This window comes from Streptomyces sp. NPDC040405 (assembly GCF_055595765.1).
Genome location: NZ_JBVIVI010000009.1, coordinates 171,137 through 194,442, shown reverse-complemented (window position 1 = coordinate 194,442; position 23,306 = coordinate 171,137). Strand labels below are relative to the sequence as shown.

General features: G+C 72.7%; 24 protein-coding genes. 6 read left to right on the top strand and 18 right to left on the bottom strand.

The features are described 5' to 3' along the window. Position 1 precedes the first annotated feature (1 nt). The 7 genes from ACZ59A_RS32355 to ACZ59A_RS32325 all read right to left on the bottom strand — a co-directional run bounded on the left by ACZ59A_RS32355 (position 2) and on the right by ACZ59A_RS32325 (position 7,817). On the bottom strand, positions 2 to 532 hold the full coding sequence (locus ACZ59A_RS32355; protein ID WP_470966072.1) for a GNAT family N-acetyltransferase: 531 nt from the start codon (positions 530 to 532) through the stop codon (positions 2 to 4). A 130-nt stretch (positions 533 to 662) separates the two neighbouring features. After that, the gene (locus ACZ59A_RS32350; protein WP_470966070.1) at positions 663 to 1,547 is read right to left on the bottom strand and encodes an ATP-grasp domain-containing protein; all 885 of its coding nucleotides are present in this window, start codon (positions 1,545 to 1,547) and stop codon (positions 663 to 665) included. A 96-nt stretch (positions 1,548 to 1,643) separates the two neighbouring features. Continuing rightward, positions 1,644 to 3,326 (bottom strand): DUF885 domain-containing protein, encoded by a 1,683-nt coding sequence (locus ACZ59A_RS32345; RefSeq protein ID WP_470966067.1) that lies wholly within the window; start codon positions 3,324 to 3,326, stop codon positions 1,644 to 1,646. 35 nt (positions 3,327 to 3,361) lie between these two features. Beyond that, positions 3,362 to 4,645: a GNAT family N-acetyltransferase gene (locus tag ACZ59A_RS32340; RefSeq protein ID WP_470966064.1), complete on the bottom strand. Its 1,284-nt coding sequence runs from the start codon at positions 4,643 to 4,645 to the stop codon at positions 3,362 to 3,364. A 133-nt stretch (positions 4,646 to 4,778) separates the two neighbouring features. Then, entirely contained in the window at positions 4,779 to 5,312 is a 534-nt protein-coding gene (locus ACZ59A_RS32335) for a DUF1990 family protein (RefSeq protein WP_470966061.1), read from the bottom strand. 58 nt (positions 5,313 to 5,370) lie between these two features. Further along, positions 5,371 to 6,960 (bottom strand): alkaline phosphatase D family protein, encoded by a 1,590-nt coding sequence (locus tag ACZ59A_RS32330; protein ID WP_470966058.1) that lies wholly within the window; start codon positions 6,958 to 6,960, stop codon positions 5,371 to 5,373. A gap of 110 nt (positions 6,961 to 7,070) precedes the next feature. Beyond that, positions 7,071 to 7,817 (bottom strand): SDR family oxidoreductase, encoded by a 747-nt coding sequence (locus tag ACZ59A_RS32325; protein ID WP_470966055.1) that lies wholly within the window; start codon positions 7,815 to 7,817, stop codon positions 7,071 to 7,073. A gap of 152 nt (positions 7,818 to 7,969) precedes the next feature. Between ACZ59A_RS32325 and ACZ59A_RS32320 the strand changes: the two genes are divergently transcribed. Further along, positions 7,970 to 8,713, top strand: a complete 744-nt coding sequence (locus tag ACZ59A_RS32320; RefSeq protein ID WP_470966053.1) for a GntR family transcriptional regulator — start codon at positions 7,970 to 7,972, stop codon at positions 8,711 to 8,713. A 31-nt stretch (positions 8,714 to 8,744) separates the two neighbouring features. Here the strand turns inward: ACZ59A_RS32320 and ACZ59A_RS32315 are convergent, their stop codons facing one another. Then, on the bottom strand, positions 8,745 to 9,935 hold the full coding sequence (locus ACZ59A_RS32315; RefSeq protein WP_470966050.1) for an ROK family protein: 1,191 nt from the start codon (positions 9,933 to 9,935) through the stop codon (positions 8,745 to 8,747). A 133-nt stretch (positions 9,936 to 10,068) separates the two neighbouring features. On the opposite strand from ACZ59A_RS32315, the gene ACZ59A_RS32310 reads away from it, so the two are divergent. Then, positions 10,069 to 10,503: a hypothetical protein gene (locus ACZ59A_RS32310; protein ID WP_470966047.1), complete on the top strand. Its 435-nt coding sequence runs from the start codon at positions 10,069 to 10,071 to the stop codon at positions 10,501 to 10,503. 2 nt (positions 10,504 to 10,505) lie between these two features. Here the strand turns inward: ACZ59A_RS32310 and mug are convergent, their stop codons facing one another. From mug to ACZ59A_RS32295, 3 genes are all read right to left on the bottom strand, one after another. Next, a complete protein-coding gene (mug, locus tag ACZ59A_RS32305) occupies positions 10,506 to 11,057 on the bottom strand; it encodes a G/U mismatch-specific DNA glycosylase (RefSeq protein ID WP_470966045.1) in 552 nt (183 codons plus the stop codon). 8 nt (positions 11,058 to 11,065) lie between these two features. After that, positions 11,066 to 12,499, bottom strand: a complete 1,434-nt coding sequence (gene purB / locus ACZ59A_RS32300; protein WP_470966042.1) for an adenylosuccinate lyase — start codon at positions 12,497 to 12,499, stop codon at positions 11,066 to 11,068. 61 nt (positions 12,500 to 12,560) lie between these two features. Further along, positions 12,561 to 13,331, bottom strand: coding sequence for an SGNH/GDSL hydrolase family protein (locus ACZ59A_RS32295; protein ID WP_470966040.1), 771 nt, complete (start codon positions 13,329 to 13,331; stop codon positions 12,561 to 12,563). Between the two features lie 66 nt (positions 13,332 to 13,397). Between ACZ59A_RS32295 and ACZ59A_RS32290 the strand changes: the two genes are divergently transcribed. Both ACZ59A_RS32290 and ACZ59A_RS32285 read left to right on the top strand, forming a co-directional pair. Further along, complete coding sequence (locus tag ACZ59A_RS32290) at positions 13,398 to 13,610, top strand: hypothetical protein (protein ID WP_234365206.1); 213 nt, start codon at positions 13,398 to 13,400, stop codon at positions 13,608 to 13,610. A gap of 152 nt (positions 13,611 to 13,762) precedes the next feature. Continuing rightward, positions 13,763 to 13,984 (top strand): hypothetical protein, encoded by a 222-nt coding sequence (locus ACZ59A_RS32285; protein WP_470966530.1) that lies wholly within the window; start codon positions 13,763 to 13,765, stop codon positions 13,982 to 13,984. A gap of 35 nt (positions 13,985 to 14,019) precedes the next feature. Here the strand turns inward: ACZ59A_RS32285 and ACZ59A_RS32280 are convergent, their stop codons facing one another. The 6 genes from ACZ59A_RS32280 to ACZ59A_RS32255 form a co-directional block, all read right to left on the bottom strand. Next, positions 14,020 to 15,024 carry a hemolysin family protein gene (locus ACZ59A_RS32280; protein ID WP_468044537.1) on the bottom strand — a complete coding sequence of 335 codons (1,005 nt, stop codon included), beginning with the start codon at positions 15,022 to 15,024 and terminating at the stop codon, positions 14,020 to 14,022. Next, positions 15,021 to 16,370, bottom strand: a complete 1,350-nt coding sequence (locus ACZ59A_RS32275; RefSeq protein ID WP_470966035.1) for a hemolysin family protein — start codon at positions 16,368 to 16,370, stop codon at positions 15,021 to 15,023. Before ACZ59A_RS32275 ends, ACZ59A_RS32280 begins: the two co-directional genes overlap by 4 nt. A 117-nt stretch (positions 16,371 to 16,487) precedes the next feature. Next, complete coding sequence (locus ACZ59A_RS32270; RefSeq protein WP_470966033.1) at positions 16,488 to 16,913, bottom strand: GNAT family N-acetyltransferase; 426 nt, start codon at positions 16,911 to 16,913, stop codon at positions 16,488 to 16,490. Between the two features lie 51 nt (positions 16,914 to 16,964). Further along, positions 16,965 to 17,519, bottom strand: a complete 555-nt coding sequence (locus tag ACZ59A_RS32265) for a hypothetical protein (protein ID WP_470966030.1) — start codon at positions 17,517 to 17,519, stop codon at positions 16,965 to 16,967. A gap of 13 nt (positions 17,520 to 17,532) precedes the next feature. Further along, the gene (locus tag ACZ59A_RS32260) at positions 17,533 to 18,402 is read right to left on the bottom strand and encodes a carbohydrate ABC transporter permease (protein WP_470966028.1); all 870 of its coding nucleotides are present in this window, start codon (positions 18,400 to 18,402) and stop codon (positions 17,533 to 17,535) included. Further along, a complete protein-coding gene (locus tag ACZ59A_RS32255) occupies positions 18,399 to 19,367 on the bottom strand; it encodes a carbohydrate ABC transporter permease (protein WP_470966025.1) in 969 nt (322 codons plus the stop codon). The genes ACZ59A_RS32260 and ACZ59A_RS32255 overlap by 4 nt, the downstream gene beginning before the upstream one ends. 234 nt (positions 19,368 to 19,601) lie before the next feature. On the opposite strand from ACZ59A_RS32255, the gene ACZ59A_RS32250 reads away from it, so the two are divergent. Together ACZ59A_RS32250 and ACZ59A_RS32245 are read left to right on the top strand one after the other, a co-directional pair. Beyond that, positions 19,602 to 20,915: an ABC transporter substrate-binding protein gene (locus tag ACZ59A_RS32250; RefSeq protein WP_470966023.1), complete on the top strand. Its 1,314-nt coding sequence runs from the start codon at positions 19,602 to 19,604 to the stop codon at positions 20,913 to 20,915. 3 nt (positions 20,916 to 20,918) lie between these two features. After that, positions 20,919 to 22,262: an enolase C-terminal domain-like protein gene (locus tag ACZ59A_RS32245; RefSeq protein ID WP_470966020.1), complete on the top strand. Its 1,344-nt coding sequence runs from the start codon at positions 20,919 to 20,921 to the stop codon at positions 22,260 to 22,262. 13 nt (positions 22,263 to 22,275) lie between these two features. Here ACZ59A_RS32245 and ACZ59A_RS32240 read toward each other — a convergent pair whose 3' ends face one another. Then, positions 22,276 to 23,268 (bottom strand): LacI family DNA-binding transcriptional regulator, encoded by a 993-nt coding sequence (locus ACZ59A_RS32240; protein WP_470966017.1) that lies wholly within the window; start codon positions 23,266 to 23,268, stop codon positions 22,276 to 22,278. Positions 23,269 to 23,306: the final 38 nt, after the last annotated feature.

Genomic DNA, 23,306 nt, shown 5'->3' with positions numbered 1-23,306 from the left:
CTCAGGCCCGCGCGGCGGTGTGCCGGTAGACGTACAGGTCGCCGCGGTCCGCCGTGCGCGCGAAGTCCGCGCGGAGCAGCACCCGCTGGGAGGGGATGTTCCACGGCTCGGTGGTGGCGATGACGGTGTGGATCTCCGGCTGCTCCACGGTCCACTCCATCAGCAGCCGCAGCGCACCGGTGGCCCAGCCCGCGCCGCGCGCCGAGTGGGACAGGTCGTAGCCGATCTCCACCTCGCCCTCGTCGGGCGCGGGCGCGCCATGGAAGCCGATGCTGCCGAGGGCGACGTCGTCCTCGGCGCGCAGAATGGCGTAGATGCCCCAGGGGGAGCTGTGGTACCCCGCCGCCGCGGCGCGGGCGGTCATTCCGGCGGCACCGATCGACGCGTCGCCGGGGACGCCGTCGATCCAGTCCAGATCGCCGGGCTTGCCGTCGGCGACCACGGCCGCGTCCCCGGGCGTGTGCTCGCGCAGCGTCACCCGGCCGTTCCGCAGCACCAGCCGCCCGTTCTCGCGCGTCTGCTCGTACGCCACGTGGGGCCCCTCCTCGCCGGGACGCGGCGCGGATGCGCGCGGCCCAGCGAGACTGTACTCGGCCGGGCCCGGCCGAGGCGCCCGGACGACGCACCCGGGGGTGTCTCGCCGAGCTGACCCGGTCTGATCGCTAGCGCGCGGCGGCCGTGGTGAGGGCGGTGAACAGGGGCTTCGCCTCCGTGGTCCGCGGCAGGCCGCTGACCTGCGCGTCCCCGGCCTCCACCACGCGCCAGCGGCCGTCCTCGTGGCGGGCGAGGTCCGTGGTGATGAAGCGGCAGGCCAGCTGACGGACGGCGGGGGCCACCTCGGACAGGTCGGGGTCGGGGGTCAGGCCGGGCGTGTCGGGGTGGGGGCCGATGAGAACGGGTTCGCCGTCGAGCCACCAGACCCGGGCCTCGCCCGTCGGCCGGTACGGCTCGTACGCGCGCAACACCACACCGCCGGTGAGGTACGCGCCCTGCAGCTCCACGAAGCGGGCGACCACCGAGGCCAGCCGGGCGGTGTCGGCGAGGTCGGGTATGTAGCACGCCTCGGCCCACTCGTGTTTGCGGGACTTGACCCAGTCCTTCACCACCGCCGGGCCCGCGCCGCCCAGCCGCGCGGCCAGCCGCGCCAGCTCGTCCGGCACCGCCGCCTCCCCGGGCCGCAGCGGCAGCCAGGCGCTGCGCGGGGTCAGCGGGGCGAAGACGTCGTACCAGCCGGGGAGTTCATGCGCGGTGCGGTACCGCTCGGGCGAGGTGAGCAGGGTGTGGCCGCGGTCGGCGAGGGAGGCGGCCAGTTCGGCGTACCGCCCGGCGGACAGCATCCAGCCGCGGTACCAGACGGGACCGGCGCCGCGCTCGCCCCGGGCCACGGCACGCACCGCGCCCGCCGCGTCCCCGGCGGTCAGGGCCTCGTGGTCGACCAGCGCGACCGCCGCCCCCGTCGCGCGCACGGCCTGGGCCTCCTCGGCGAACTCGGGGTCGATGCGGCGCGGGGCCAGCGGATCGCGGGAGAAGAGGAACACGGGACGCATGACACGGACGATAGGAACAGGGGCGGCCGGGGCACAACACCCGGCCCGGCCACCCCTCGTACCCCCGGCGGCTCGGAGCGCGCCAGCGCCCCGCGCTCAGAGCGCCGACAGCTCCGCGACCAGATCGTCCAGCCCGAGCGACCCCTGGGACAGCGCCGCCATGTGCCACTTCTTGGCGTCGAACGCGTCGCCGTGCGCCTTGCGGGCCGCCTCCCGCCCGGTCAGCCAGGCTCGCTCGCCCAGCTTGTAGCCGATGGCCTGGCCCGGCATGCCCAGGTAGCGCACCAGCTCGCTGTCGAGGAACTCCGCGGGGCGGCCGCAGTGCTGCCCGAAGAACTCCCGCGCCAGCCCGGGCGTCCAGCGCTCACCGGGGTGGAAGGGCGAGTGGGCGGGGATCTCCAGCTCCAGGTGCATGCCGATGTCGACGATCACCCGCAGCGCCCGCATCATCTGCGCGTCGAGGTAGCCGAGCCGCCGCTCCGGGTCGGTCAGATAGCCCAGCTCGTCCATCAGCCGCTCCGCGTACAGCGCCCAGCCCTCGGCGTTTGCGCTGACCATGCCGACCGTGGCCTGGTAGCGGGAGAGCCGGTCGGCGACGTGCGCCCACTGGGCGAGCTGCAGATGGTGGCCGGGCACACCCTCGTGGTACCAGGTGGAGACCAGGTCGTAGACGGGGAAGCGGGTCTCGCCCATGGTGGGCAGCCAGGTGCGGCCGGGCCGCGAGAAGTCCACCGACGGCTGGGTGTAGTACGGGGCCGCCGCGCTCCCCGGCGGGGCGATCATCGACTCGACCTGCTTGACCCGCTCGGCCAGGTCGAAGTGGGTGCCGTCCAGCTGCTCGATGGCCTCGTCCATCAGCTCCTGCAGCCAGACCCGGGTCTCCTCGACGCCCTCGATGTGCGCGCCGTGCTCATCGAGGTGGCGCAGCGCCTCCCACGGGGTGGAGCCGGGCAGGATCTTCTCCGCCTCGGTGCGCATCTCGGCGTGGATGCGGTGGTACTCGGACCAGCCGTACGCGTACGCCTCGTCCAGATCCAGGTCCGTGCCGTTCCACATCCGGGACCAGCGCTGGTAGCGCTCGCGCCCCACCACCTCCGGGGCGCCCTCGACGCCCGGGCCGTATACGTCGCGCAGCCAGTCGCGGAGCGCGGCCAGCGCCTCGGTGGCCGCGGCGGCGGCCCCGTCCAGCTCGGTGCGCAGCGCGTCCGGCCCCTCGGCGGTGAAGTCGGCGAACCAGCTCCGGTCGGTGCCGATCCACTCGTCCAGCTGGCCGAGGACCGTGGCCACCTGCCGCGGTCCGGCGGGCAGTCCGCGCCGCAGCCCCTCGGCGAGCGAGGCGCGGTAGCCCTCCAGCGCGCCGGGGACGGCCCGCAGCCGGTCCGCGATCGCCGACCAGTCGTCCTCGGTGGCGGTCGGCATCACCGTGAAGACGCTGCGCACCGAGTGCAGCGGGGAGTGCAGATTGCTGATCGCGCGCAGATGCTCATCGGCCTCGTGCACGGCGAGTTCGGCGGTCAGCCGCTCCCGCAGCAGCCGTCCGCAGCGCCGCTCGGCGTCGCTGTCCCCACCCGGCCGCGCCTCGGCCTCGGCCAGCCGGTCCAGAGTGGTGCGCGCCAGCTCGGCGGCCGCCTCGGCGCCCCCGGGGGAGAAGTCGGGCAGCCGGCGCGCGCTCTCGGGAACGCCCAGGAAGGTGCCGGTGATCGGGTCGAGTGCGATGAGGGCGTCGACATAGGCGTCGGCGACCTGCCGGGGCAGCGGAGCGTTCTTGGAATCGGACATGGGGCCATCCTCGTACGCCCGGGGGCGCGGCGTCATCAAGGGGTGCCGCCGCCACGCGGGGCCGGGGCGGGCACCTGCGCGGGGGCGAGCTGCGCGGTGACCACCAGCGTGCCCTGCTCGATCTGGTAGTCCAGCGGCAGTTCGAGGGCGCGCATCGCCGCGACCATCCCGGTGTTGGCCGACTGGGTGACCGCGTAGACGCATTCGCTGCCCGTCTCGGCGGCCAGCGCGACCAGCCGCCGCAGCAGCTCCCCGCCGATGCCGCGGCGCTGCCACGCGTCCTCGACGATCAGCGCGACCTCGGTCTCGTCCCCGTCCCACAGCAGATGGCCGAGGGCGACCAGCCTGCCGGAGGCGGTGTACGCGCCGAGGGTGCGGCCGAAGCGCGGGCTGAGCAGATGGTCCAGATAGCGGTCGGCGTCGCCGACCGGGCCGTGGTAGCGCCCGCCGAGCGTGGCGGGTGAGCAGCGCTCGTGCATCGCGCGGGCCGCGGCCAGGTCGCGGGTGTCGGCCCGGCGCACGGTGACCTCGTTGCCCTCGGGCAGCGTCAGCACATCGCGGCGGTGCGGCAGCCGCGGGCCGAGCCGGGCGTCCAGCTCGACCAGCGCGCGGGCGCGCGCGAACTCGGTCGGGGTGAACGGCAGATGGGGCCGCTCGATGGTGAGCGCCCCGCCGGACGGGTCCCGCAGCCGCATCACGGTCTCCTCCAGCACCCCTTCGACCGGCGGTACGTCCTCCAGCGGGCGGCCGCCGAGCGACGTGGCCGGAACCGAGTGGATGGTGCAGCGGCCGAGCAACTGCCGCAGCGCGAGCGGCAGTTCGGCGCCATCCAGCGCGGTACGGGTCGCCAGCGTCAGCACCCGGGTCGGCGCGTCCACCAGATCGTGGGCGTCGGCGCGCTCGATCCAGGTGTCGCTGCCGCCCCCGGCGGCGATCGAGCGCTTCAGCTCGTCGACGGATACGGCGGCCGGGGCGCGCAGCAGGAACTCGTCCACGGTCCCCTCGGCCAGCGGATGGGTCTGCAGCGACAGGATGTCGACCCGGTGACCGGCCAGCGCCCCGCACAGCACGGCCAGGGTGCCCGGCTCGTCCCGTACGGTCGTGCGGATCCGCCACAGCGTGGTGGCGGTGTCCTCTTGCGGGGAGTTCTCCGGGGCGCCCGCGGCCTCGGCCGCGCCGGTCCGTGACGGGTCCGCGGGCTCCGGTGAGGATTCCGGCACCGGCGGGGCGTGGCCGTGTAGTCGGCGCCACCAGACGGGCAGCCGCCAGCGGTCACGCGGTCGGGTGGGGTGGTGGTCGTGTGTCGCTCGAGGAGTCATGGGAAACAGCCTCGCGCAAGGGTGTTGCGTGATCACAAACGCCCTGTGACCTATGGGTTAAGTGTGCATCTGCTCGGAGAAGCTCGTTTTGTCCGATACTAAAGTTGTCCGAGGCGGAAGAGGGCGAGGGGAGCTACGAGTCCGGGCCCCCGGCCGCCAGCCGCCGCAGCACCCGCCCGCAGCGGCGCGCGTACGCCCGCTGGAAGAGCGGCACCAGGGGTGCCACCGCCCGGGTCAACCGTACCGCCGGGCGGCTGAACGCCGTGACCGTCAGCCACACCGAGCCGTCCCGCTCCAGGCTCACCACGAACGACTCCTCGCCGCACTCCGGATGGCCCGGCAGCGTCCCGTACGCGAAGCCGGCCGCCGTTCCGTCCGCCACCGTCCACACCACCTCGCACGGCGCGCGCAGCCGCAGCGGCCCGGCCCCCAGCCCCACCACGACCGCCCGCCCCTCGGCGGCGGGCCCGTCGGCGCGGATCGTGACCCCGACGGCCCGGTGCATCCGCCAGTCCAGCACCGCCCGCCCCGCGGCCTCGAACACCTCCGCCCCCGCCCCGACCCGGGTCCGCACCCGCAGATGCCCGTATCCGGCGGGCAGCGGCCGGTGCCGAGTGGCGCCGACCTCCGGATAGGTGAGGCGGGAGGACGGAACGGAGGAGGCCATGGCCGTACGGTACGCGTCCCCCGGGAAGGGGGCCGCACACCGTACCGGCGGGCTTCCGCTACTGGCCGACCAGGCCCGGCTTGAGGGCCTTGGTGTACAGCACCGTCCCGCCGACCTCCAGCAGCCGGACCGTCAGCTCGCCGCTGTCGCCGTCGATCTCCACCTCGCCGTAGAACTGGTAGCCCTCGGCGGGCGAGACGTTCGCCCGGTCCGGCGCCTTGACGAACGGCTGCTCCGGGCCGAACGTCCCGTCCAGCTTCACGGCCGGGAAAGAGCCCGCGTTGATCGGGCCGGTGACGAACTCCCAGAACGGCGCGAAGTCCTTGAACGCCGCCCGCGACGGGTCGTAGTGCTGCGCCGAGGTGTAGTGGACGTCCGCCGTCAGCCACACCGTGCCGGTGATCTTCTGGTGCTTGATGTACCGCAGCAGCTCCGCCAGCTGCAGCTCACGGCCCAGCGGGGCGCCCGGGTCGCCCTGCGCGACCGCCTCGAAGTCCTTGTCCCCGTCCGGGACCACCAGACCGAGCGGCATGTCGCAGGCGATCACCTTCCACACCGCGCGCGACCGCGACAGCTCGCGCTTCAGCCACCTCAGCTGCTCGGCTCCCAGGATGCCCTGGGTGTCCTCCGGCTGGCGGCCGGGCGAGTTGGCGTCGCGGTACGTACGGCAGTCCAGCACGAAGACGTCCAGCAGCGGGCCGTGGTGCTGCACCCGGTACACCCGGCCGCTCGCGTCCGGCCGCAGCGTGCTGATCGGGAAGTACTCGGCGAACGCCTGCCGGGCGTGGGACGCCAGCACGTCCACGTTCTTCTCGGTGTAGCGGTCGTCGACCAGGATCTCGCCGGGGTACCAGTTGTTGAGCACCTCGTGGTCGTCCCACTGGGTGATGGTCGGCACCTCGGCGTGGAACCGGCGCAGATTGGCGTCCAGCAGGTTGTAGCGGAAGTTGCCGCGGTACTCGTCCAGGGTCTCGGCGACCTTGGACTTCTCCGGCGTCATGAGGTTCCGCCACGTCGAGCCGTCGGGCAGCTTGACGGTCTCGGTCAGCGGGCCGTCGGCGTAGATGTTGTCGCCGCTGCACAGGAAGAAGTCCGGGTTCCGGCGGCGCATCTCCTCGAAGGCGCGGTAGCCGCCGTGGTCCGGGTCGATGCCCCAGCCCTGCCCCGCCAGGTCGCCGGACCAGACGAAGCGCACATCCTTACGGCGCTCCGGCACCGTGCGGAACGTCCCGTACACCGGCTCACCGGTGCGGCGCGGGTCCTCCGGGTCGGCGAGCAGCACCCGGTAGTGCACCTGGCTGCCGGACGGCAGGCCGTGCAGCGCGGTGCGGCCGGTGAAGTCCGTGCCGGGCCCGAGCAGCGGCCCCTGCCAGCGGCGCGGGCGCGTGAAGGACTCCGTCGCGGAGGTCTCCACGATCATCCGGGCCGGGCGGTCGGAGCGCACCCACACCAGACCCGAAGACGTCGTCACATCGCCCGTCTGCACGCCCCACCGGGCGCTCGGGCGACCCGACAGCGCCTGCGCGGGCGCCGCCGCCGCCGAGGCCGCCCCCGCCGCGGCGGCGGGCAGGGCCAGCGCCGCGGACGCGGCCGCCGACCCCTGCAGTACCCTCCGCCGACCGATCTCTCTGCCGGATTCCGTCGCCATGGTGGAGCCTCCCGTTGCTCGTAGAACAGCTGTGCTGGTCTGTTGCTATCGGTGCGAGATGCCTCATTCCCGAACGCACAGTAAACAGCAGGCTCTTCTGGCGAACTCGGCTACAGCCCGCCCGCCACCCGCAGTACGGCTCCGGTCGTATACGACGCCTCCGGGGAGAGCAGCCACGCCACCGCGCCCGCGATCTCCTCCGGCTCGCCCGGCCGTCCCATCGGCACCCGCTCCGGATTCCGCCACGGCCGCTCCGGGTCGCCCATCTGCGCGTGGATGTCGGTCAGCGTCATCCCCGGCTGCACCGAGTTGACCCGGATCCCCTCCGCGGCCAGCTCCTTCGACAGGCCCACCGTCATCGCGTCCACGGCCGCCTTGCTGGCCGCGTAGTGCACGTACTCCCCGGGGCTGCCGGTCGTCGCCGCGCCGGAGGAGATGTTGACGATGGCGCCGCCCTTGCCGCCGTGCCGGGTGGACATCTCGCGCGCCGCGCGCCGCGCGCACAGCAGGGCGCCGGTCGTGTTGACGTCCACGACGCGCCGCATCACCTCGGGCGACGTCTCGGTGAAGCGGCCCAACGGCCCGGTGATCCCGGCGTTGTTGACCAGCCCGGTGACCGGGCCCAGTTCCTCCCGCACCGCGTCGAACATCGCCTCGACCTGCTCCGTGACGCTGGTGTCGGCCCGCACGACGGCGGCCCGCACCCCCTCCGCGCGCACCAGCTCCGCACACCGCTCGGCGGCTTCCCGCGCCTGCTCGTAGCCGATGGCGACGCTGTGTCCGGCGCGTGCCAGCCGCACCGCCACCGCCGCCCCGATGCCACGACTGCCGCCCGTCACCACGGTGACCTGGTCCATTGCCTCAGCTCCCGCCCCTCGTACAAATGATCATTGACGATAGCTGATCGTGCATTGGTCTTGACCAAGTGTGGCCCCCGCCCTATGGTCGCATTGATACTGCAACAATGTTTAATAAATAAGCACGCATAAAGACGCAGGGGGAGATCAGGGTGGGGACCTCACAGCTCGAATCGGTACCGGAGCCGAAGTACTGGCATCTGAAGACCGTGCTCAGCGATGCGCTCGACTCGGAGTTCGCGGTCGGGGAGATCCTGCCCAACGAGCGTGACCTGGCCGCCCGTTTCGGCGTCGCCCGCGCCACCCTCCGGCAGGCCCTCGAACAGCTGGAGCTGGAGGGCAGGCTGCAGCGCCGCCGCGGGGTCGGCACCACCGTCGCCCCGCCGCGCGTCGGCGTGGCCGTCACGGATTACACCCACACCTGGACGGAAGCCGGCGACGACGCCTGGGCCTGCGTCGACAGTGTCGAGGCGGTGCCGCCCGCCGCGGTCGTGCAGCTCCTCGACATCGACCTCGACACCCCCGTGCACCGGGTCCGGCGCACCCGGGTGAGCCAGGGCCAGCCGCTCGCCGCCGAGCTGCTGTACGTACCGGCCGCGTCCGTTCCCGGCCTCGCCGCCATCGACACCCCCAGCGGACTGGCCCGCGCCCGGGCCGTGCTGCGCGAGCTGAGCCGGCTGAAGCTGGAGGGGCGGGAGCAGTCCGTGGAGCTGGGGTCGGCCCGGGCGGACGACGCCAAGGAGCTGGACCGGCTGCCCGGCGCCCCCGTTCTCGTGGTGACCACCCGTTACATCGCGGAGCAACGCACCGCGGCGGTCGCCGTGGCCACGTACCGCGCCGACACCTGCCGCCTCACCTTCGGCGACGCCAGCGGCGTCGAACTGCTGGCGGGCTGACCCGGCCCGCTCGGCGGCGGAGCGGAGTTTCTCACCGACCGGCGCGGCGCGCGGTGACCGTGCTGTCCACCGCGAACAGCTCCGCCTCCACATGGTCCAGCGCCAGCCGCAGCGCGCCCGTCGTCACCGCGGCCTCGCCCAGCACCGACTGGGCGACCTGCGGCGGGCGCAGGCAGTAGCGGGCCAGTTCGCCGCGGAGCGGGGCCAGCACGCCGTCCAGTCCAGCGGCCCAGCCGCCCACCACGACCACCTCGGGGTCGAGCGCCAGCACCAGGGCCGCCGTGTCGTGCACCAGCCGCCGGATGAAGCGGTCCACGGCCGCGCGCGCCCGGATGTCGCCGTCCCGGGCGAGCGCGAAGACCCGCACGACCTGCGCCTCGTCCAGCGGGTTCAGCGGTTCGCCGGTGGTGGAGAGCACCTCTTCCGGGCTGGCCTCGCGGCCCAGCAGATGCAGCGCGCCGATCTCCCCGGCCGCGCCGCCGTAGCCGCGGTGCAGCCGCCCGCCGATCAGCGACCCGGCGCCCGGGCTCAGCCCGGCCAGGACGAAGACGACATCGTCCGAACCGGCCGCGGCGCCCTTCCAGTGCTCCGCCACGGCCGCCGTGTTCGCGTCGTTCTCCACCAGCACCGGGCACTGGAAGGAGCGCCGCAGCCGCTCGCCGAGCGGCAGGCCCGTCCAGCCCGGCAGGGCGGTGCACAGATGGACGGTGCCGTCGGCCTCCACGATGCCGGGGCTGCCCACCCCGACCGCCCGCAGCGAGCGGCCCTCGACCCCGGTGTCCCGGAGCAGCTCCGCGGCGGCGTCCCGTACCCGCTCCAGCCGCTCGTCCGCCGGGGCCTTCTCGGACACCTCGCGCACCGTCGAGCCGAGCGCCCGCCCGTCCAGGTCGGACAGCAGGGCGGCGACCCGGTGCGCTCCTATCTCTATGCCCAGCAGATGTCCGGCCTCGGCGCGGAAGCGGAAGCGGCGCGCGGGGCGGCCCTGGCGGCGGACTCCGCCCTCCTCGGCGGGCACTTCCACCGCGAGCCCGCTGTCGATCAGCCCGTCGACCACGCCCTCGACCGTGGGCCGGGACAGGCCGGTGGCCAGGGTGAGGTCGGTGAGGGACGCGGCGGCGGCGTCCGGCGGCGCGGAAGCGGTAGCGGCGCGCAGCGCCTGGAGCACCACGGCGGAGTTGATGCGCCGCAGCAGGGACGGATCCCCACCGGTCAGCCGCCCCACGTCGGACCCCCTCCCGCCTCGTGTGCCGGATCGTATCTGCTGGGGGCGTGCACGGCGAGTCACCTGCGAACCCGCGCACGCGGGGGCATCTGACGGGCGACCAGATGTCGGTCCGGGGTTGTTTACTGAGGGCATGACCAGTACGGCGGACCACCTGGCCACGATCGAGGACCTGCGCGCCCGGGACTTTCCCGCGCAGCGCCGCGGCCCGGGGTTCCATGTCGCCGATCTCCGCGTGAGCGAGGACTTCTGGGACGCGGACCTGACCCGGGTCGAGGAGGTGCTGGAGGAGTTCGAGGCCGAGCTGGGCGTCCTGGTCCAGGTGCTGACCTTACGGTGGGGCACTCCCCGGGTATTGGACCTCACGGACACGCTGGAGCGCTCGGCCATGGGGGAGCCGGTGCCGCCGCCGCTCGATGCCCTGTGCGGCTATGTGCCCGAGCTGTACGTCTGGCGGCTGGACGGCCGCTGGGTCGGGCTCGGGGTGGGGCAGGGCGACCGTGAGCTGCCGTTCCAGCTGGTGGTGGCCATAGGGGAGGCGGGGAAGGAGGCCGAGGGCGGCGGCTGACGTCAGGTGGTGGCCTGGTTCGCCTCGGCGGCGGCGCGCAGCCGGGCGTACTCCTCGGCCATCGCCGCCGCCGTCCAGTGCGCGTTGAGCCCGCTGGGGTTGGGCAGGGCCCAGACGCGGGTGTCCCCGATCGTCCGTTCCTGCGGGCCGATCTTCGCCCGCTTGTCGCCGAACGCGACCCGGTAGGCGGTGACCCCCGCGACCGCGAGCCAGCGCGGCCGCAGACGGCGGACCTTCTCCTCCAGGATCCGGCCGCCCTCCCGGTACTCCGCGTCGGTCAGCTCGTCGGCACGCGCGCTGGCCCGGGCGACCACATTGGTGATGCCCAGCCCATAGGACGGCAGCTCGCCCTGTTCGGAGGGGTGCAGCCGCCGCGGCGTGAACCCCGAGGCGTGCAGCACCGGCCAGAACCGGTTGCCGGGGCGGGCGAAGTGGTGGCCGGTGGCGGCGGTCATCAGCCCGGGGTTGATGCCGCAGAAGAGGACCCGCAGACCGTCCCCGACCACATCGGGGACGAGACGGTCGCGGGCGGCCTCCAGCTCCTCGGGGGTCACGGGCGGCGTCAGAGGATCGAGCCCGGGGCGTACGCCGCGGCCTCGGGGTGCTGCTTGACGATCTCCTCGATCCGGCCGACCACCGTGCCGACCTGGTCGGCGGCCGCGCCCGTGAAGGACAGCTTGTCGGCCATCAGCGCCGCCAGCTCCGCCAGGTTCAGCGGAATCCGCTCATCGGCGGCGAGGGAGTCGAGCAGCTCGTTGCGCTCGGCGCCCTGCTCGCGCATCGCGAGGGCGGCGGCGACCGCGTGCTCCTTGATCGCCTCATGGGCGATCTCGCGGCCCACCCCGGCCCGCACGGCGCCCATCAGCACCTTGGTGGTGGCGAGGAAGGGCAGGTAGCGGTCCAGCTCGCGGGCGACGACGGCGGGGAAGGCGCCGAACTCGTCGAGTACGGTCAGGAAGGTCTCCAGCAGCCCGTCGAAGGCGAAGAACGCGTCCGGCAGCGCGACCCGGCGCACCACGGAGCAGGACACATCGCCCTCGTTCCACTGGTCGCCCGCCAGCTCGCCGGTCATCGAGGCGTAGCCGCGCAGGATCACGGCGAGGCCGTTGACGCGCTCGCAGGAGCGGGTGTTCATCTTGTGCGGCATCGCGGACGAGCCGACCTGGCCCGGCTTGAAGCCCTCGGTCACCAGCTCGTGCCCGGCCATCAGCCGGATCGTCTTGGCGAGCGAGGACGGGGCCGCGGCCAGCTGCACCAGGGCGGTGACGACCTCGTAGTCCAGCGAGCGCGGGTAAACCTGGCCGACCGAGGTGAACGCCTGCGCGAAGCCCAGGTGACCGGCGATCCGCTGCTCCAGCTCGGCCAGCTTCCGCGCGTCGCCGCCGAGCAGGTCCAGCATGTCCTGTGAGGTGCCGACCGGGCCCTTGATGCCGCGCAGCGGGTAGCGGCCGAGCAGATCCTCCAGCCGCCCGTGGGCGGCCAGCAGCTCGTCCGCCGCGGTCGCGAAGCGCTTGCCGAGCGTGGTGGCCTGCGCGGCGACGTTGTGCGAGCGGCCCGCCATCACCAGCTCGGCGTTGTCGGCGGCCAGCTTGCCGAGCCGGGCCAGCACGGCGACCGTACGGTCCCGCACCAGCTCCAGGGAGAGCCGGATCTGCAGCTGCTCGACGTTCTCGGTCAGGTCGCGGGAGGTCATGCCCTTGTGGACGTGCTCATGACCCGCGAGGGCGTTGAACTCCTCGATGCGGGCCTTCACATCGTGCCGGGTGACCTTCTCGCGCTCGGCGATCGAGGCGAGGTCGACGTTCTCCAGGACCCGCTCGTAGTCGGCGAGGGCGGCGTCCGGCACCTCGATGCCCAGGTCCTTCTGGGCACGCAGCACGGCGAGCCACAGCCGCCGCTCCAGCGTCACCTTGTACTCGGGGGACCACAGGACGGCCAGCTCCGCGGAGGCGTAGCGGCCGGCCAGGACGTTCGGAATGCGCGGCTTACCAGTCACGTGCACAGAGTCTACTGGCCGTATCCCCAGGCCAGACCGGTGGCCGGGCACTCCGGTCCGGTCAGCCCTGGTACGGCAGGAGTTCGGCCCGCTTCGGGGCCCGGCCGTCGCCCGAGGAACGGCCCGTCACCCGCCGGGCTATCCACGGCCCGAGGTGCTCGCGGGCGAACCGCGCGTCCGAGGTGCGGCGGGCCACCCAGCCCGGGCGGACCGCGGGCGGCAGGGGCGCGTCCCAGTCCTCCTCCGGCTCATGGCCCAGCGCCTGCCAGACGGCCTCGGCGACCCGGCGGTGCCCCTCGGCGTTCAGATGGAGCCGGTCGTCCGCCCACATCCGGGGATCGCCGACCGCCTCCGAGGCGTACAGGTCCACCACCAGCGCGTCATGCCGCACGGCCAGCTCGTCCACGAAGGAGAACAGGGCCTCCATCCGCGGCTCGAACCGCGCCAGCACCGGGCCGCGCCGCCCGGGGCTGCGCATCAGCACCAGCTGCTTGCAGCTGGGCGCGAGCCGCTCGACCGCCTCCTCCAGCAGCCCGCACACCCGTCCGACGTCGCATTTCGGACGCAGGACGTCGTTCCCGCCGCCGACCAGTGTCACCAGGTCCGCGCCCATCGCGGCCGCCGGGCCCGTCTGCTCGTCCACGATCTGGCCGATCAGCTTCCCGCGCACCGCGAGATTGGCGTACCGGAAGCCGGGGGTACGGGCCGCGAGCCGGGCGGCGAGCAGATCCGCCCAGCCGCGGTAGCCGCCGTCCGGGAGGGCGTCGGACATGCCCTCGGTGAAGGAGTCGCCGATCGCGACAAAGCTCGTATAGGTGGTGTTCGTCTGCATGGCTCGGACGATCTTATCCGGTGCACGCGGGCTGCGCGGCGGCCCCGGCGCGCGCATCATGAGCCAATGGCGATGACCCACATCTATTTCGAGGGCGGTGCCCGGAACGGGACGACGGCGAGCTGGAACCTCGAACCCGGCGCGGACATCTACGACGACAACATCTTCCGGCCGCCCGAGCTGTACCGGCGCACCGACCGTACGAAGGTGATCGGGCACGTCGAATACGTGGTCTTCCGCTACGACCCTTCGGGCGCACGGCCCGGCCGCCGCCCCTGAACGCGCGCTCCCCGCGCGGATGGCCGGGAATCTCCGGCCGGGACGGCGCGCGGGCGGATACGGGTCGCTCGGTTGGGCGGAGCAGGGTTCCGGACGACGCGGAGTAGGGCAGTCTGGTCCGCGTGGATGCCTTTGAATGCGACCGTACGACGATGGCGATCGTCGCCGCCGCCCTCGCCGACGACGGTGAGGGCGCGGCGGCCCTGCTGGAGCCGATGGAGACGCGCGATGTGTGCCGGGTCGCCGTCCGGCTGGCCGCGATGGCCGCCGACGCGCTGCTGGCCGTGGCCGAGGAGGGCGGCGGCGGACGGGAGGAGGCGCTCGCGCACTGGCAGGCGTGCATCATCGCCCATGAGTCCAGACGGGACCAGTGACGGTCCGGCACCGCGGCATGCCCCGCCGGTCTCCGTCACGCCACCAGGAGGCGCAGCACGTCCTCCATCGTGACCAGCCCCTCCAACCGCTCCTCCGCGTCGATGACGGGCGCCAGATGGGTCCCGCTGTCGCGCATCGCGGTCAGCACGTCGTCCAGCGGCGTCTGCGACCGCACCCGGGCGACCGGCCGCAGCTGATCGGCGCGGAACGGAACATCCCGCGGATGTGCGTCCAGCGCGTCCTTCACATGGAGATAGCCCAGGATCCGCCCGGAGCCGTCGAGCACGGGGAACCGGGAGAAGCCGGTTTCGGCCGACATCCGCTCCAGCTCCTCGGGGGTCACCCCGATCCGCGCCGAGACCACCCGGTCCATGGGCAGCACCACGTCCCGCACCGGCCGCCGGCCCAGCTCCAGCGCGTCCCGCAGCCGCTCGGCACCCCGGTCGTCCAGCAGTCCGGCCTCACTGGAGTCCGCGACCATACGCGCCAGTTCGTCATCCGAGAACGTGGCCGCCACCTCGCCCCGGGGCTGGACCCGCATCAGCTTCAGCAGACCGTTGGCAAACGTGTTGACCGCGAAGATGACCGGGCGCAGTGCCCGCGCGAGCCCCACCAGCGACGGCCCGAGCAGCAGCGCGGAGCGCACCGGCTCGGCCAGCGCCACGTTCTTCGGCACCATCTCGCCGACCAGCATGTGCAGATACGTAGCCACGCTCAGCGCGATCACGAACGAGATGGGATGGACCAGCCCGAGCGACAGCCCGGTCGTGTGGAACAGCGGCTCCAGCAGATGCGCGATGGCCGGTTCCGCGACGGCACCCAGCACCAGCGTGCACAGCGTGATGCCGAGCTGGGCCGCGGCCAGCAGCGCGGAGACGTGTTCGAGCCCCCACAGCACGGCCCGCGCCCGGCGGTCGCCCCGCTCGGCGTACGGCTCGATCTGGCTGCGCCGCACCGAGATCAGGGCGAACTCGGCGCCCACGAAGAAGGCGTTCGCGACCAGCGTCAGCAGGCCGATCAGCAGCTGGACGGCGATCATGGGCCCGCCCCGTCGTCGTCCCGGCCGTCGCCATGGTTGTGGGGGAGCGGGGCGTGCAGCCGCACCCGGGCGGCGCGGTGGCCCGCCGCCTTCACCACTTCCACCCGCCAGCCCTCGGGCCGGACCGTGTCGCCCACGACCGGGATACGGCCCAGCTCGGCCGCGATCAGCCCGGCCAGCGTCTCGTACGGCCCCGGGGGCACCCGCAGCCCGATCCCCTCCAGCTGATCGACCCGGGCGGCGCCGTCCGCGTCGTACACCGCCCGCCCCTCGGCGTCCTCGCCCGCCGGGGCCAGGTCGGGGGTCTCGTGCGGGTCGTGCTCGTCGCGGACCTCGCCGACCACCTCCTCGACGATGTCCTCCATCGTGACGACCCCGGCCGTGCCGCCGTACTCGTCGATGACCACGGCCATGCTGCGCCTGGCCGAGAGCCGGTCCAGCAGCCGGTCCACGGTGAGCGACTCGGGGACGAGCAGGGCCTCGTGCATCAGTTCGGACACCGGATGGCGCGGCCGCGCCTCGGCGGGGATCGCGAGGACGTCCTTGATGTGGACGATGCCCGCCACCGCGTCCAGGCTGTCGCGGTGGACGGGGAAGCGGGACAGCCCGGTGGCGCGGGTCGCGTTGGCGACGTCCTCGGCGGTGGCCCGTACGTCCAGCGCGATCATCTGCACCCGGGGCGTCATCACGTTCTGCGCGGTCAGCCCGCCCAGATTGAGGGTGCGGACGAACAGCTCCGCGGTGTCCGCCTCCAGCGCGCCCTCCTTCGCGGAGTGCCGGGCCAGCGCGATCAGCTCCTGCGGTCCGCGCGCCCCGGCCAGCTCCTCGGCGGGCTCCACGCCCATCCGGCGCACCAGGCGGTTGGCGGTGTTGTTGAGGTGGGCGATCAGCGGGCGGAAGGCCGCGCTGAAGACGCGCTGCGGGGTGGCGACGGCCCGCGCGACCGGCAGCGGGCGCGAGATCGCCCAGTTCTTGGGGACCAGCTCGCCGACCACCATCATCACCACCGTCGACAGGGCGGTGCCGACGACGAGGGCCACCGAGTGGACGGCGGAGCGGGGCACCCCGATCGCGGTCAGCGGCCCGCCCAGCAGCGCGGCGATGGACGGCTCGGCGAGCATGCCCACGACCAGGTTGGTGACGGTGATGCCGAGCTGGGCGCCCGAGAGCTGGTACGTCAGGCCGCGCACGGCCTTCAGTGCGCTCTCCGCACCGCGCTCGCCGCGCTCCACCGCGCGCTCCAGCTCGCTGCGCTCGACCGTGGTCAGCGAGAACTCCGCCGCCACGAAACCACCGCAGGCGAGCGCCAGCAGGAGCGCCACGACCAGGAGGAGGACTTCGGTCATCGGTTCACCTCCGTCCCATGATCCGGCAGGGCCCGGAGGAGCGCGCGACGGGAGACGCCGCGCACTCTCATGGTAAAGGCGCGGCAAAGCTCCGCGCCGGGCCGGGGACCGGCCGTCTCACCGGGGCAGCGGCTTCACCCAGCGGCTCCACTGCGGCTCCCGGGCATAACCGGCCGCGCTCCACGCGTGGTGGGCGAGCGCGTTCTCGTCGAGCACCATGGCGTCCCCGCGCCGCCCGCCCAGCGCCGCGAACCGCTCCTCGGCCTCGTTGAGCAGCGCGGTCGCCACGCCCCGGCGGCGGTGGGCGGGGTGGACGGCGAGCCGGTACAGATGGCAGCGCCAGCCGTCGAAGCCCGCTATGACGGTCCCGGCGAGCGCCCCGTCCCGCTCGGCCAGCAGCAGCGACTCGGGGTCCCGGTCGATCAGCCGGGCCACCCCGCCCCGGTCGTCGCTGATGCTCGTTCCTTCCGCGGCCTCGCGCCAGAAGGCGAGCACGGTGTCGACGTCAGAGGGGGTGGCATGGCGGATTCGAAGATCACTCATGCGGGGAGCCAAGCAGAGCGCCGGGCCGTCCGGCGAACCCTTTTCGTGCGGTCAGGGCGTCAGCGGGCGCCACGTGTCGGTGGCGGTCGCGGCGAGCGCGAGGGGGCCGAGGACGACCAGCAAAAGGACGGGGGACATGGTCAGCAGGACCGCCGCGGCGGCCGTGGACCCGGCCAGCAGGACGGTGACGAGCGGCTGCCCCGGCACCGACCGGAAGGCCGCGGCGAGGACGGCGCGCCAGCGCAGCCCGTCCCGCCAGGCCGCGGCGCACCGCAGCCCCAGGGCGGCGAGAGCGGCGGTCGCGACGGCGAGGGCCGGCCCGGCGCCCGGCCCGCCGTGAGCGTCCAGGGCGAGCGCGTCCAGCCACAGCAGCGCCAGCACTCCGGCGGGGGCGAGCCAGCCGGACGGCCCCGAGCGCAGCACCCGGCGCAGTGCCGCCAGGAAGGTGCGTGGCGTCACGCCCGCCCCGCCGTGCGCCTGCTCTCGCAGCACGGTGCAGCCCGCCACCAGCGCGGGGTAGGCGGTGACCACGGGCAGCGAGGCGAGCAGCAGGAACACCCCGAGCAGCAGACAGTCGGCGAACGGCGCGAACCAAGAGCGGCGCATCGGCCCTGCCTCCCTATCCCTTGAGCCCGGAGGTGTGCACGCCCTCGACCAGCAGCCGCTGGAAGGCGAGGAAGAACAGCATCACGGGTACGAGGGTGAGCACCGACATCGCGAACATCGGCCCGAACGCGGCGCCGCCGGACTGGTCGACGAACATCCGCAGGCCCAGTTGCAGCGTGTAGTCCCGCGGGTCGGCGAGATACATCAGCTGGGAGAGGAAGTCGTTCCAGCTCCAGATGAACGAGAAGATCGTCGTGGTGACCAGGGCCGGTTTGAGCAGCGGCATGATGACGTGCCAGAAGGTGCGGTACGGCCCGCAGCCGTCGATGACCGCCGCCTCATCCAGTTCGCGCGGCAGCGAGCGGATGAACTGGACGATCAGAAAGACGAAGAAGGCCTCGGTGGCCAGGAACTTCGGCAGGATGATCGGCAGGAAGGTGCCGACCATGCCGAGCTTCTGGAAGATGATGTACTGCGGGATCAGCACGACGTGCATCGGCAGCATCAGCGTCCCGATCATCACCGCGAAGTAGAGCCCACGGCCCCGGAAGCGGAGCCGCGCGAAGGCGTACGCGGCCAGGGAGCAGGACAGCACGTTGCCGATGACCGCGCCGGTGGAGATGAGCAGCGAGTTGCCGAACAGCCGCCACAGCGTGATGCCGCTGATCCCCTCGGCCGCCTTGGTGTAGTTGCCCGGGGTGAAGACCTCCGGGATGGGGCTCAGATTCGAGATGATCTCGGTGCCGGACTTCACCGAAGCCGTGACGAGCCACAGCACCGGATAGAGCAGCACGAGGCCGAGCGCCACGCAGACGAGGTGCCACACCGCGGAACGCAGCCGTGGGGTGGTCGTGGCGGGAGCCGGGGACATCGCGGTCGTCATGACGTCTCCTCCTGTCCGTAGAAGACCCACAGCCGGGAACTGCGGAAGACGAGGAACGTGACCAGGGCGATGACGGCCAGCAGGACCCACGCCATCGCGGAGGCGTATCCCATGTGGAAGTTGGTGAATGCCTGTTGGTACAGGTACAGCGAGTAGAAGAGGGTCGAGTCGGACGGCCCTCCGGTGCCGTTGCTGACCACGAACGCGGAGGTGAAGGACTGGAAGGAGTGGATGATCTCCATGACCAGGTTGAAGAAGAGGACGGGCGTCAGCATCGGCAGCGTGATGGAGAAGAAGGTGCGCGTCCGGCTCGCCCCGTCGATCGAGGACGCCTCGTACAGCTCCTTCGGGATCTGCTTCAGCCCGGCCAGGAAGATCACCATGGGCGCGCCGAACTGCCAGACGGTCAGCATGATCAGCGGATACAGGGCGTAGTCCGGATTGTCGGTGAGGCCGCCCAGGTGGAGGCCGAAGAAGGCCAGCGAACGGTCGGTGAGACCGCCTGTGGCGAACAGCGACCGCCACACCAGGGCCACGCTGACGCTCGCGCCGAGCAGTGACGGGGCGTAGAAGGCGGCGCGGTACAGGCCGACTCCTCGGTGCGCGCGGTTCAGCAGCAGCGCCACGGCGAGCGCGGCGGCGAGCTTGAGCGGCGCGCCGATGAGGACGAACTTCAGGGTCACGCCCACCGAGGTGAGGAACCGGTCGTCCTCCAGCATGTAGCGGTAGTTGGCAAGACCCACCCACTGCGGCTTCGAGAAGAGGTCGTAGTCGGTGAACGACAGATACAGCGAGGCGAGCATCGGGCCGAGGGTCAGGACGACCGCGCCGATCAGCCAGGGCGCCAGGAAGACATGTGCCGACAGCACCGATGAACGGCGGCGGCGCCGCGCCGGAGCGACGGCGTCGGTGACGCCGCCGCCGGGGCGGGGCAGGGGACGGGGCGGTGCGGTCGCCTGGGCCATACGTGCTCCTCAACGGCGAGGATGGATAACGGCGGCAACGGTTGCATGGGAAAGCGCTTGCGGCAAGAGGTGGGGCGCGGCGAACTTTTCCCTGATGATTCGGCTCTTGACATTGACTGGGCCTCGCGGGCAAGCGTAATTTCCGGTTCAGCTTGCAACAGAGTGGCAACGTTTGCAGTCACTCGTCCGCCGTTCTCGGCCAACCGCCCCCGCCCCGCAGAGTGAAGGGCCGCGATGTCCGCAACACGCCGTCCCCCCGCCCCCGTCCCGCCCTCTCGCCGCCGGGTGCTCGCCTCGCTCGGCGCGCTGGGTCTGGGCGCCGCCACCGCAGGGTGCGCCGCAGACAGGGCCGCCGCCGACGACACGGTGACGCTCGGCTTCCAGTGGTGGGGCCCCGACGACCGCAATCTGGCCACCGCCAAGGCGCTGCGGATCTTCGAGCGCCGCCATCCGAACATCAAAGCGGCGACGTCGTTCACCGGGTACGACGCCTACTTCCAGCGGCTCGCCACCCAAGTGGCGGCAGGAGGCGGACCCGACATTCTGCAAATGGACTACTACCAGATGCGGTCCTACGCCGACTACGGGCTGCTCGCGAACCTCGACGGCCCCGAGTTCTCCGCCCTCTCCCTGGACCAGGTGCCCGCGACCTATGTGAACGCCAACCGCCTGGACGGCAAGCTGTACGCGGTGCCGACGGGGCTCACGACGCAAGCCCTGTTCGTCGACCCCACCCTCTGGCGCAAGGCGGGGGTCGGCCTCCCGAAGAAGGGCTGGACCTGGGACGACCTGCTGAACGACATCGGCCCCGCCCTGAAGCGGGCCGTGCCCGGCAGAGTCCCGCTCACCGATTTCGGCGGCTACAGCGAGTGCTTCAACGTCTGGCTCGCCCAGCGCGGCAAGTCGATCTACAAGGCCGACGCCTCGCTCGGCTTCGGCACGGCCGATCTCGCCGCGTTCTGGGAGCTGACCGCGCGGCTGAGGGACAAGGGCATCTTCACCCCGCCGCACGTCACCGCCTCCTACGACGGCTCGATCGAGAGTTCTCCGCTGGTACGGAAGATCTCCACGGCCGAGTTCAAGCTCACCTCCTCGGTCACGCCCTACTTCGAGGCCTACGGTGAGGTCGCCGCCGTGCCGTTCCCCACGGTGTCCTCCGGCGCCCCGCTCGGACTGACCGCGGGCGCGGGCATGATGTGCGTACAGCAGCGCTCTCCGCACAAGCGGGAGGCCGCGCTGCTGCTCGACTTCCTGCTCAACGACCCCGAGGCGGGACGCGCGCTCGGCGTGGTCCGCGGTCTTCCGCCGAACCGGCCGAACCTCAACCGCCTCGCGCCCGGCTTCAGCAAGGGCGACCGCATGGTGTACGAGTACGTCACCGCGTTCGAGAAGGACTTCGCGCGGTCTCCACTGCCGCCGCCCGGCTCCGACGAGGACAAGCTGGAGTTCGAGAGCGTCTACCAGGACGTGCTCTTCGGCAAGCGGAGCGAACGGGCGGCGGCCGCCCATATGACGGAGAAGTACCGGACGACCGTGCCACAGGGCTGAACCATGATCATTCGTGAACTGCGGGTCACCCCCATCGCCTTCCGTGACCCCCCGCTGCTCAACGCCGACGGAGTCCACCAGCCCCATGTCCTGCGCGCGGTCCTCGAACTGGTCGTGGACGACGGCCGCGGCGGCGAGGTCACCGGACTCGGCGAATGCGCCGGTCACGCCTGGCAGCTCGACTGGCTGACGCTCGTCGGCGCGCATCTGGCGGGCCTCCCCGTCTTCGACACGGCAGCGGTCGGCCGGACCGTCCGCGCGCTGCTGTCCGGGCGGGCGGACGGCGTCGACTACGGCCCTGGCGCGCCGTGGCGGCGCTGGTCCGACCGTACGAGGCCGCCCGAATCGCGCGGCCCCGCCCCGGTTCCCGCGCCCGCCTTCGACGTACGGCGCGTGTACGCGGCGATCGAGGTCGCGTGCCTGGACGCGCAGGGCAGGCTGACCGGGCTACCGGTGGTCGACCTGCTGGGCGGCCAGGTGCGGGACGCCGTGCCCTACAGCGCGTACCTCTTCTACAAGTGGGAGCGGCACCCCGCACGGGACGGTGCCCCCGCGATCGAGGACGAGTGGGGCGCCGCCCTGGACCCCGAGGGCATCGTCGCCCAGGCCAGGCGCATGGTGGACCGGTACGGTTTCCGCTCCCTCAAGCTCAAGGGCGGGGTCTTCCCGCCGGACGAGGAGATCGCCGCCATTCACGCGCTACACGCGGCGTTCCCCGGGCATCCGCTCCGTATCGACCCGAACGCCGCGTGGACCCTCCAGACCTCCCTGACGGCGGTCCGCGAACTCGAAGGCGTCCTCGAATACCTGGAGGACCCGGTGGCCGGGGCCGAGAACATGGGCGCCCTCGCCGCGCGGACCCCGATCCCGCTCGCCACCAACATGTGCGTGAACTCGCTGGAGACCATGCGCCCCGCCCTCGACCACGGTGCGGTGCGGATCGTGTTGGCCGATCACCACATCTGGGGCGGGCTGCGGGGCACCGCCGCGCTGGGTGACGTCTGCAAGGCCGTGGGCTGGGGGCTGTCCATGCACTCCAACTCGCACCTGGGCATCAGCCTCGCCGCGATGACCCACGTAGCCGCCGCCACCGAGGAGCTGGCCTACGCGTGCGACACCCACTACCCGTGGAACGCCGCCGATGACGTGGTGGCGCCCGGTGCCCTGGCCTTCGCCGACGGAGCCGTGCGGGTCCCGCCGGGCCCGGGTCTCGGGGTCGAGCTGGACCGCGCCGTCCTCGACCGGCTGCACGCCACGTACCTGCACCTGGGGCGCGAGCACCGGCACGACGCGCTCTACATGAGGACCGTGGAGCCGGGCTTCGACCCGGCGCTGCCGCGCTGGTAGTTCAGCACGGCTCTCACTCGACGGCGGCCGTTGACCCCCGTACCACCAGATGCGTCTCCAGCACCCGCTGCATCGGCTCCGCCCCCTCCACCGCGGGCGTGCCCAGGATGCGGGACAGCAGATCGACGGCGGCCCGCGCGGCGTACGCCTTCGGCACCGACACCGTGGTCAGCGGGGGCGCGGCCATCCCGGACAGCGCGAAGTCGTCGCAGCCCACCACGCTCATCTCGTCCGGCACCCGCACCCCGCGCGCGGTGAACCGGCTGATCAGCCCGAACGCGACGATGTCGTTGAACGCCACCACCGCGCTCGCCCCGCTGGCGAGCACCACATCGGCCGCGCCGGTGATCCCGCCGTCGAACTGCGGGGACACGCTCCCCACGTGGACGATCTCGACCTTGCCCGACTCCGCCATCGCCTCGACGCCCGCCGCCCGCTCCTGCGCGGCCCAGGAGCTGCGCGGCCCGCCGACGTACGCGATCTTGCGGTGGCCCAGGGCGTGCAGATGGGCCACCGCGTCGCTCATGCCCGCCATCAGGTCGGCCGTGACGCTCGCGAAGCCGGGCTCCGTGCGGTGCAGCAGCACGGTCGGCTTGGCGGCGAGTTCGTCCAGCGACCGCAGCTCCTCGCCGCTCAGATGCGGCGAGACCAGGACGAGCCCGTCCACCTGCGGGGCCAGGGTGCGGATCGCGTCCAGCTCCAAGGCCTCGTCGCGCTCGGCGTCGGACACGAACACCGCGTAGCCGAGGCCCCGGGCCCGGGACTGCACGCCCTTGCAGCACTCCGCGTAGAAGGGGTTCAGCAGGTCAGGGACGATCACGCCCAGATGGCCGGTACGTCCCGTGATCAAGCCCTGTGCCGCGCGGTTGGGCTGGTAGCCGAGCCGGTCGGCGGCGGCCCGCACCCGCTCGCGCGTGACGACGCTGACCGTTCCCCCGGGGGCCAGCGCCCGCGACACCGTGGACGGCGAGACCCCTGAGGCCTTCGCGACGTCTCGAATGGTCACCTGCACGACCTGAGGTTTGCACCCCCGCTCCTGTTACG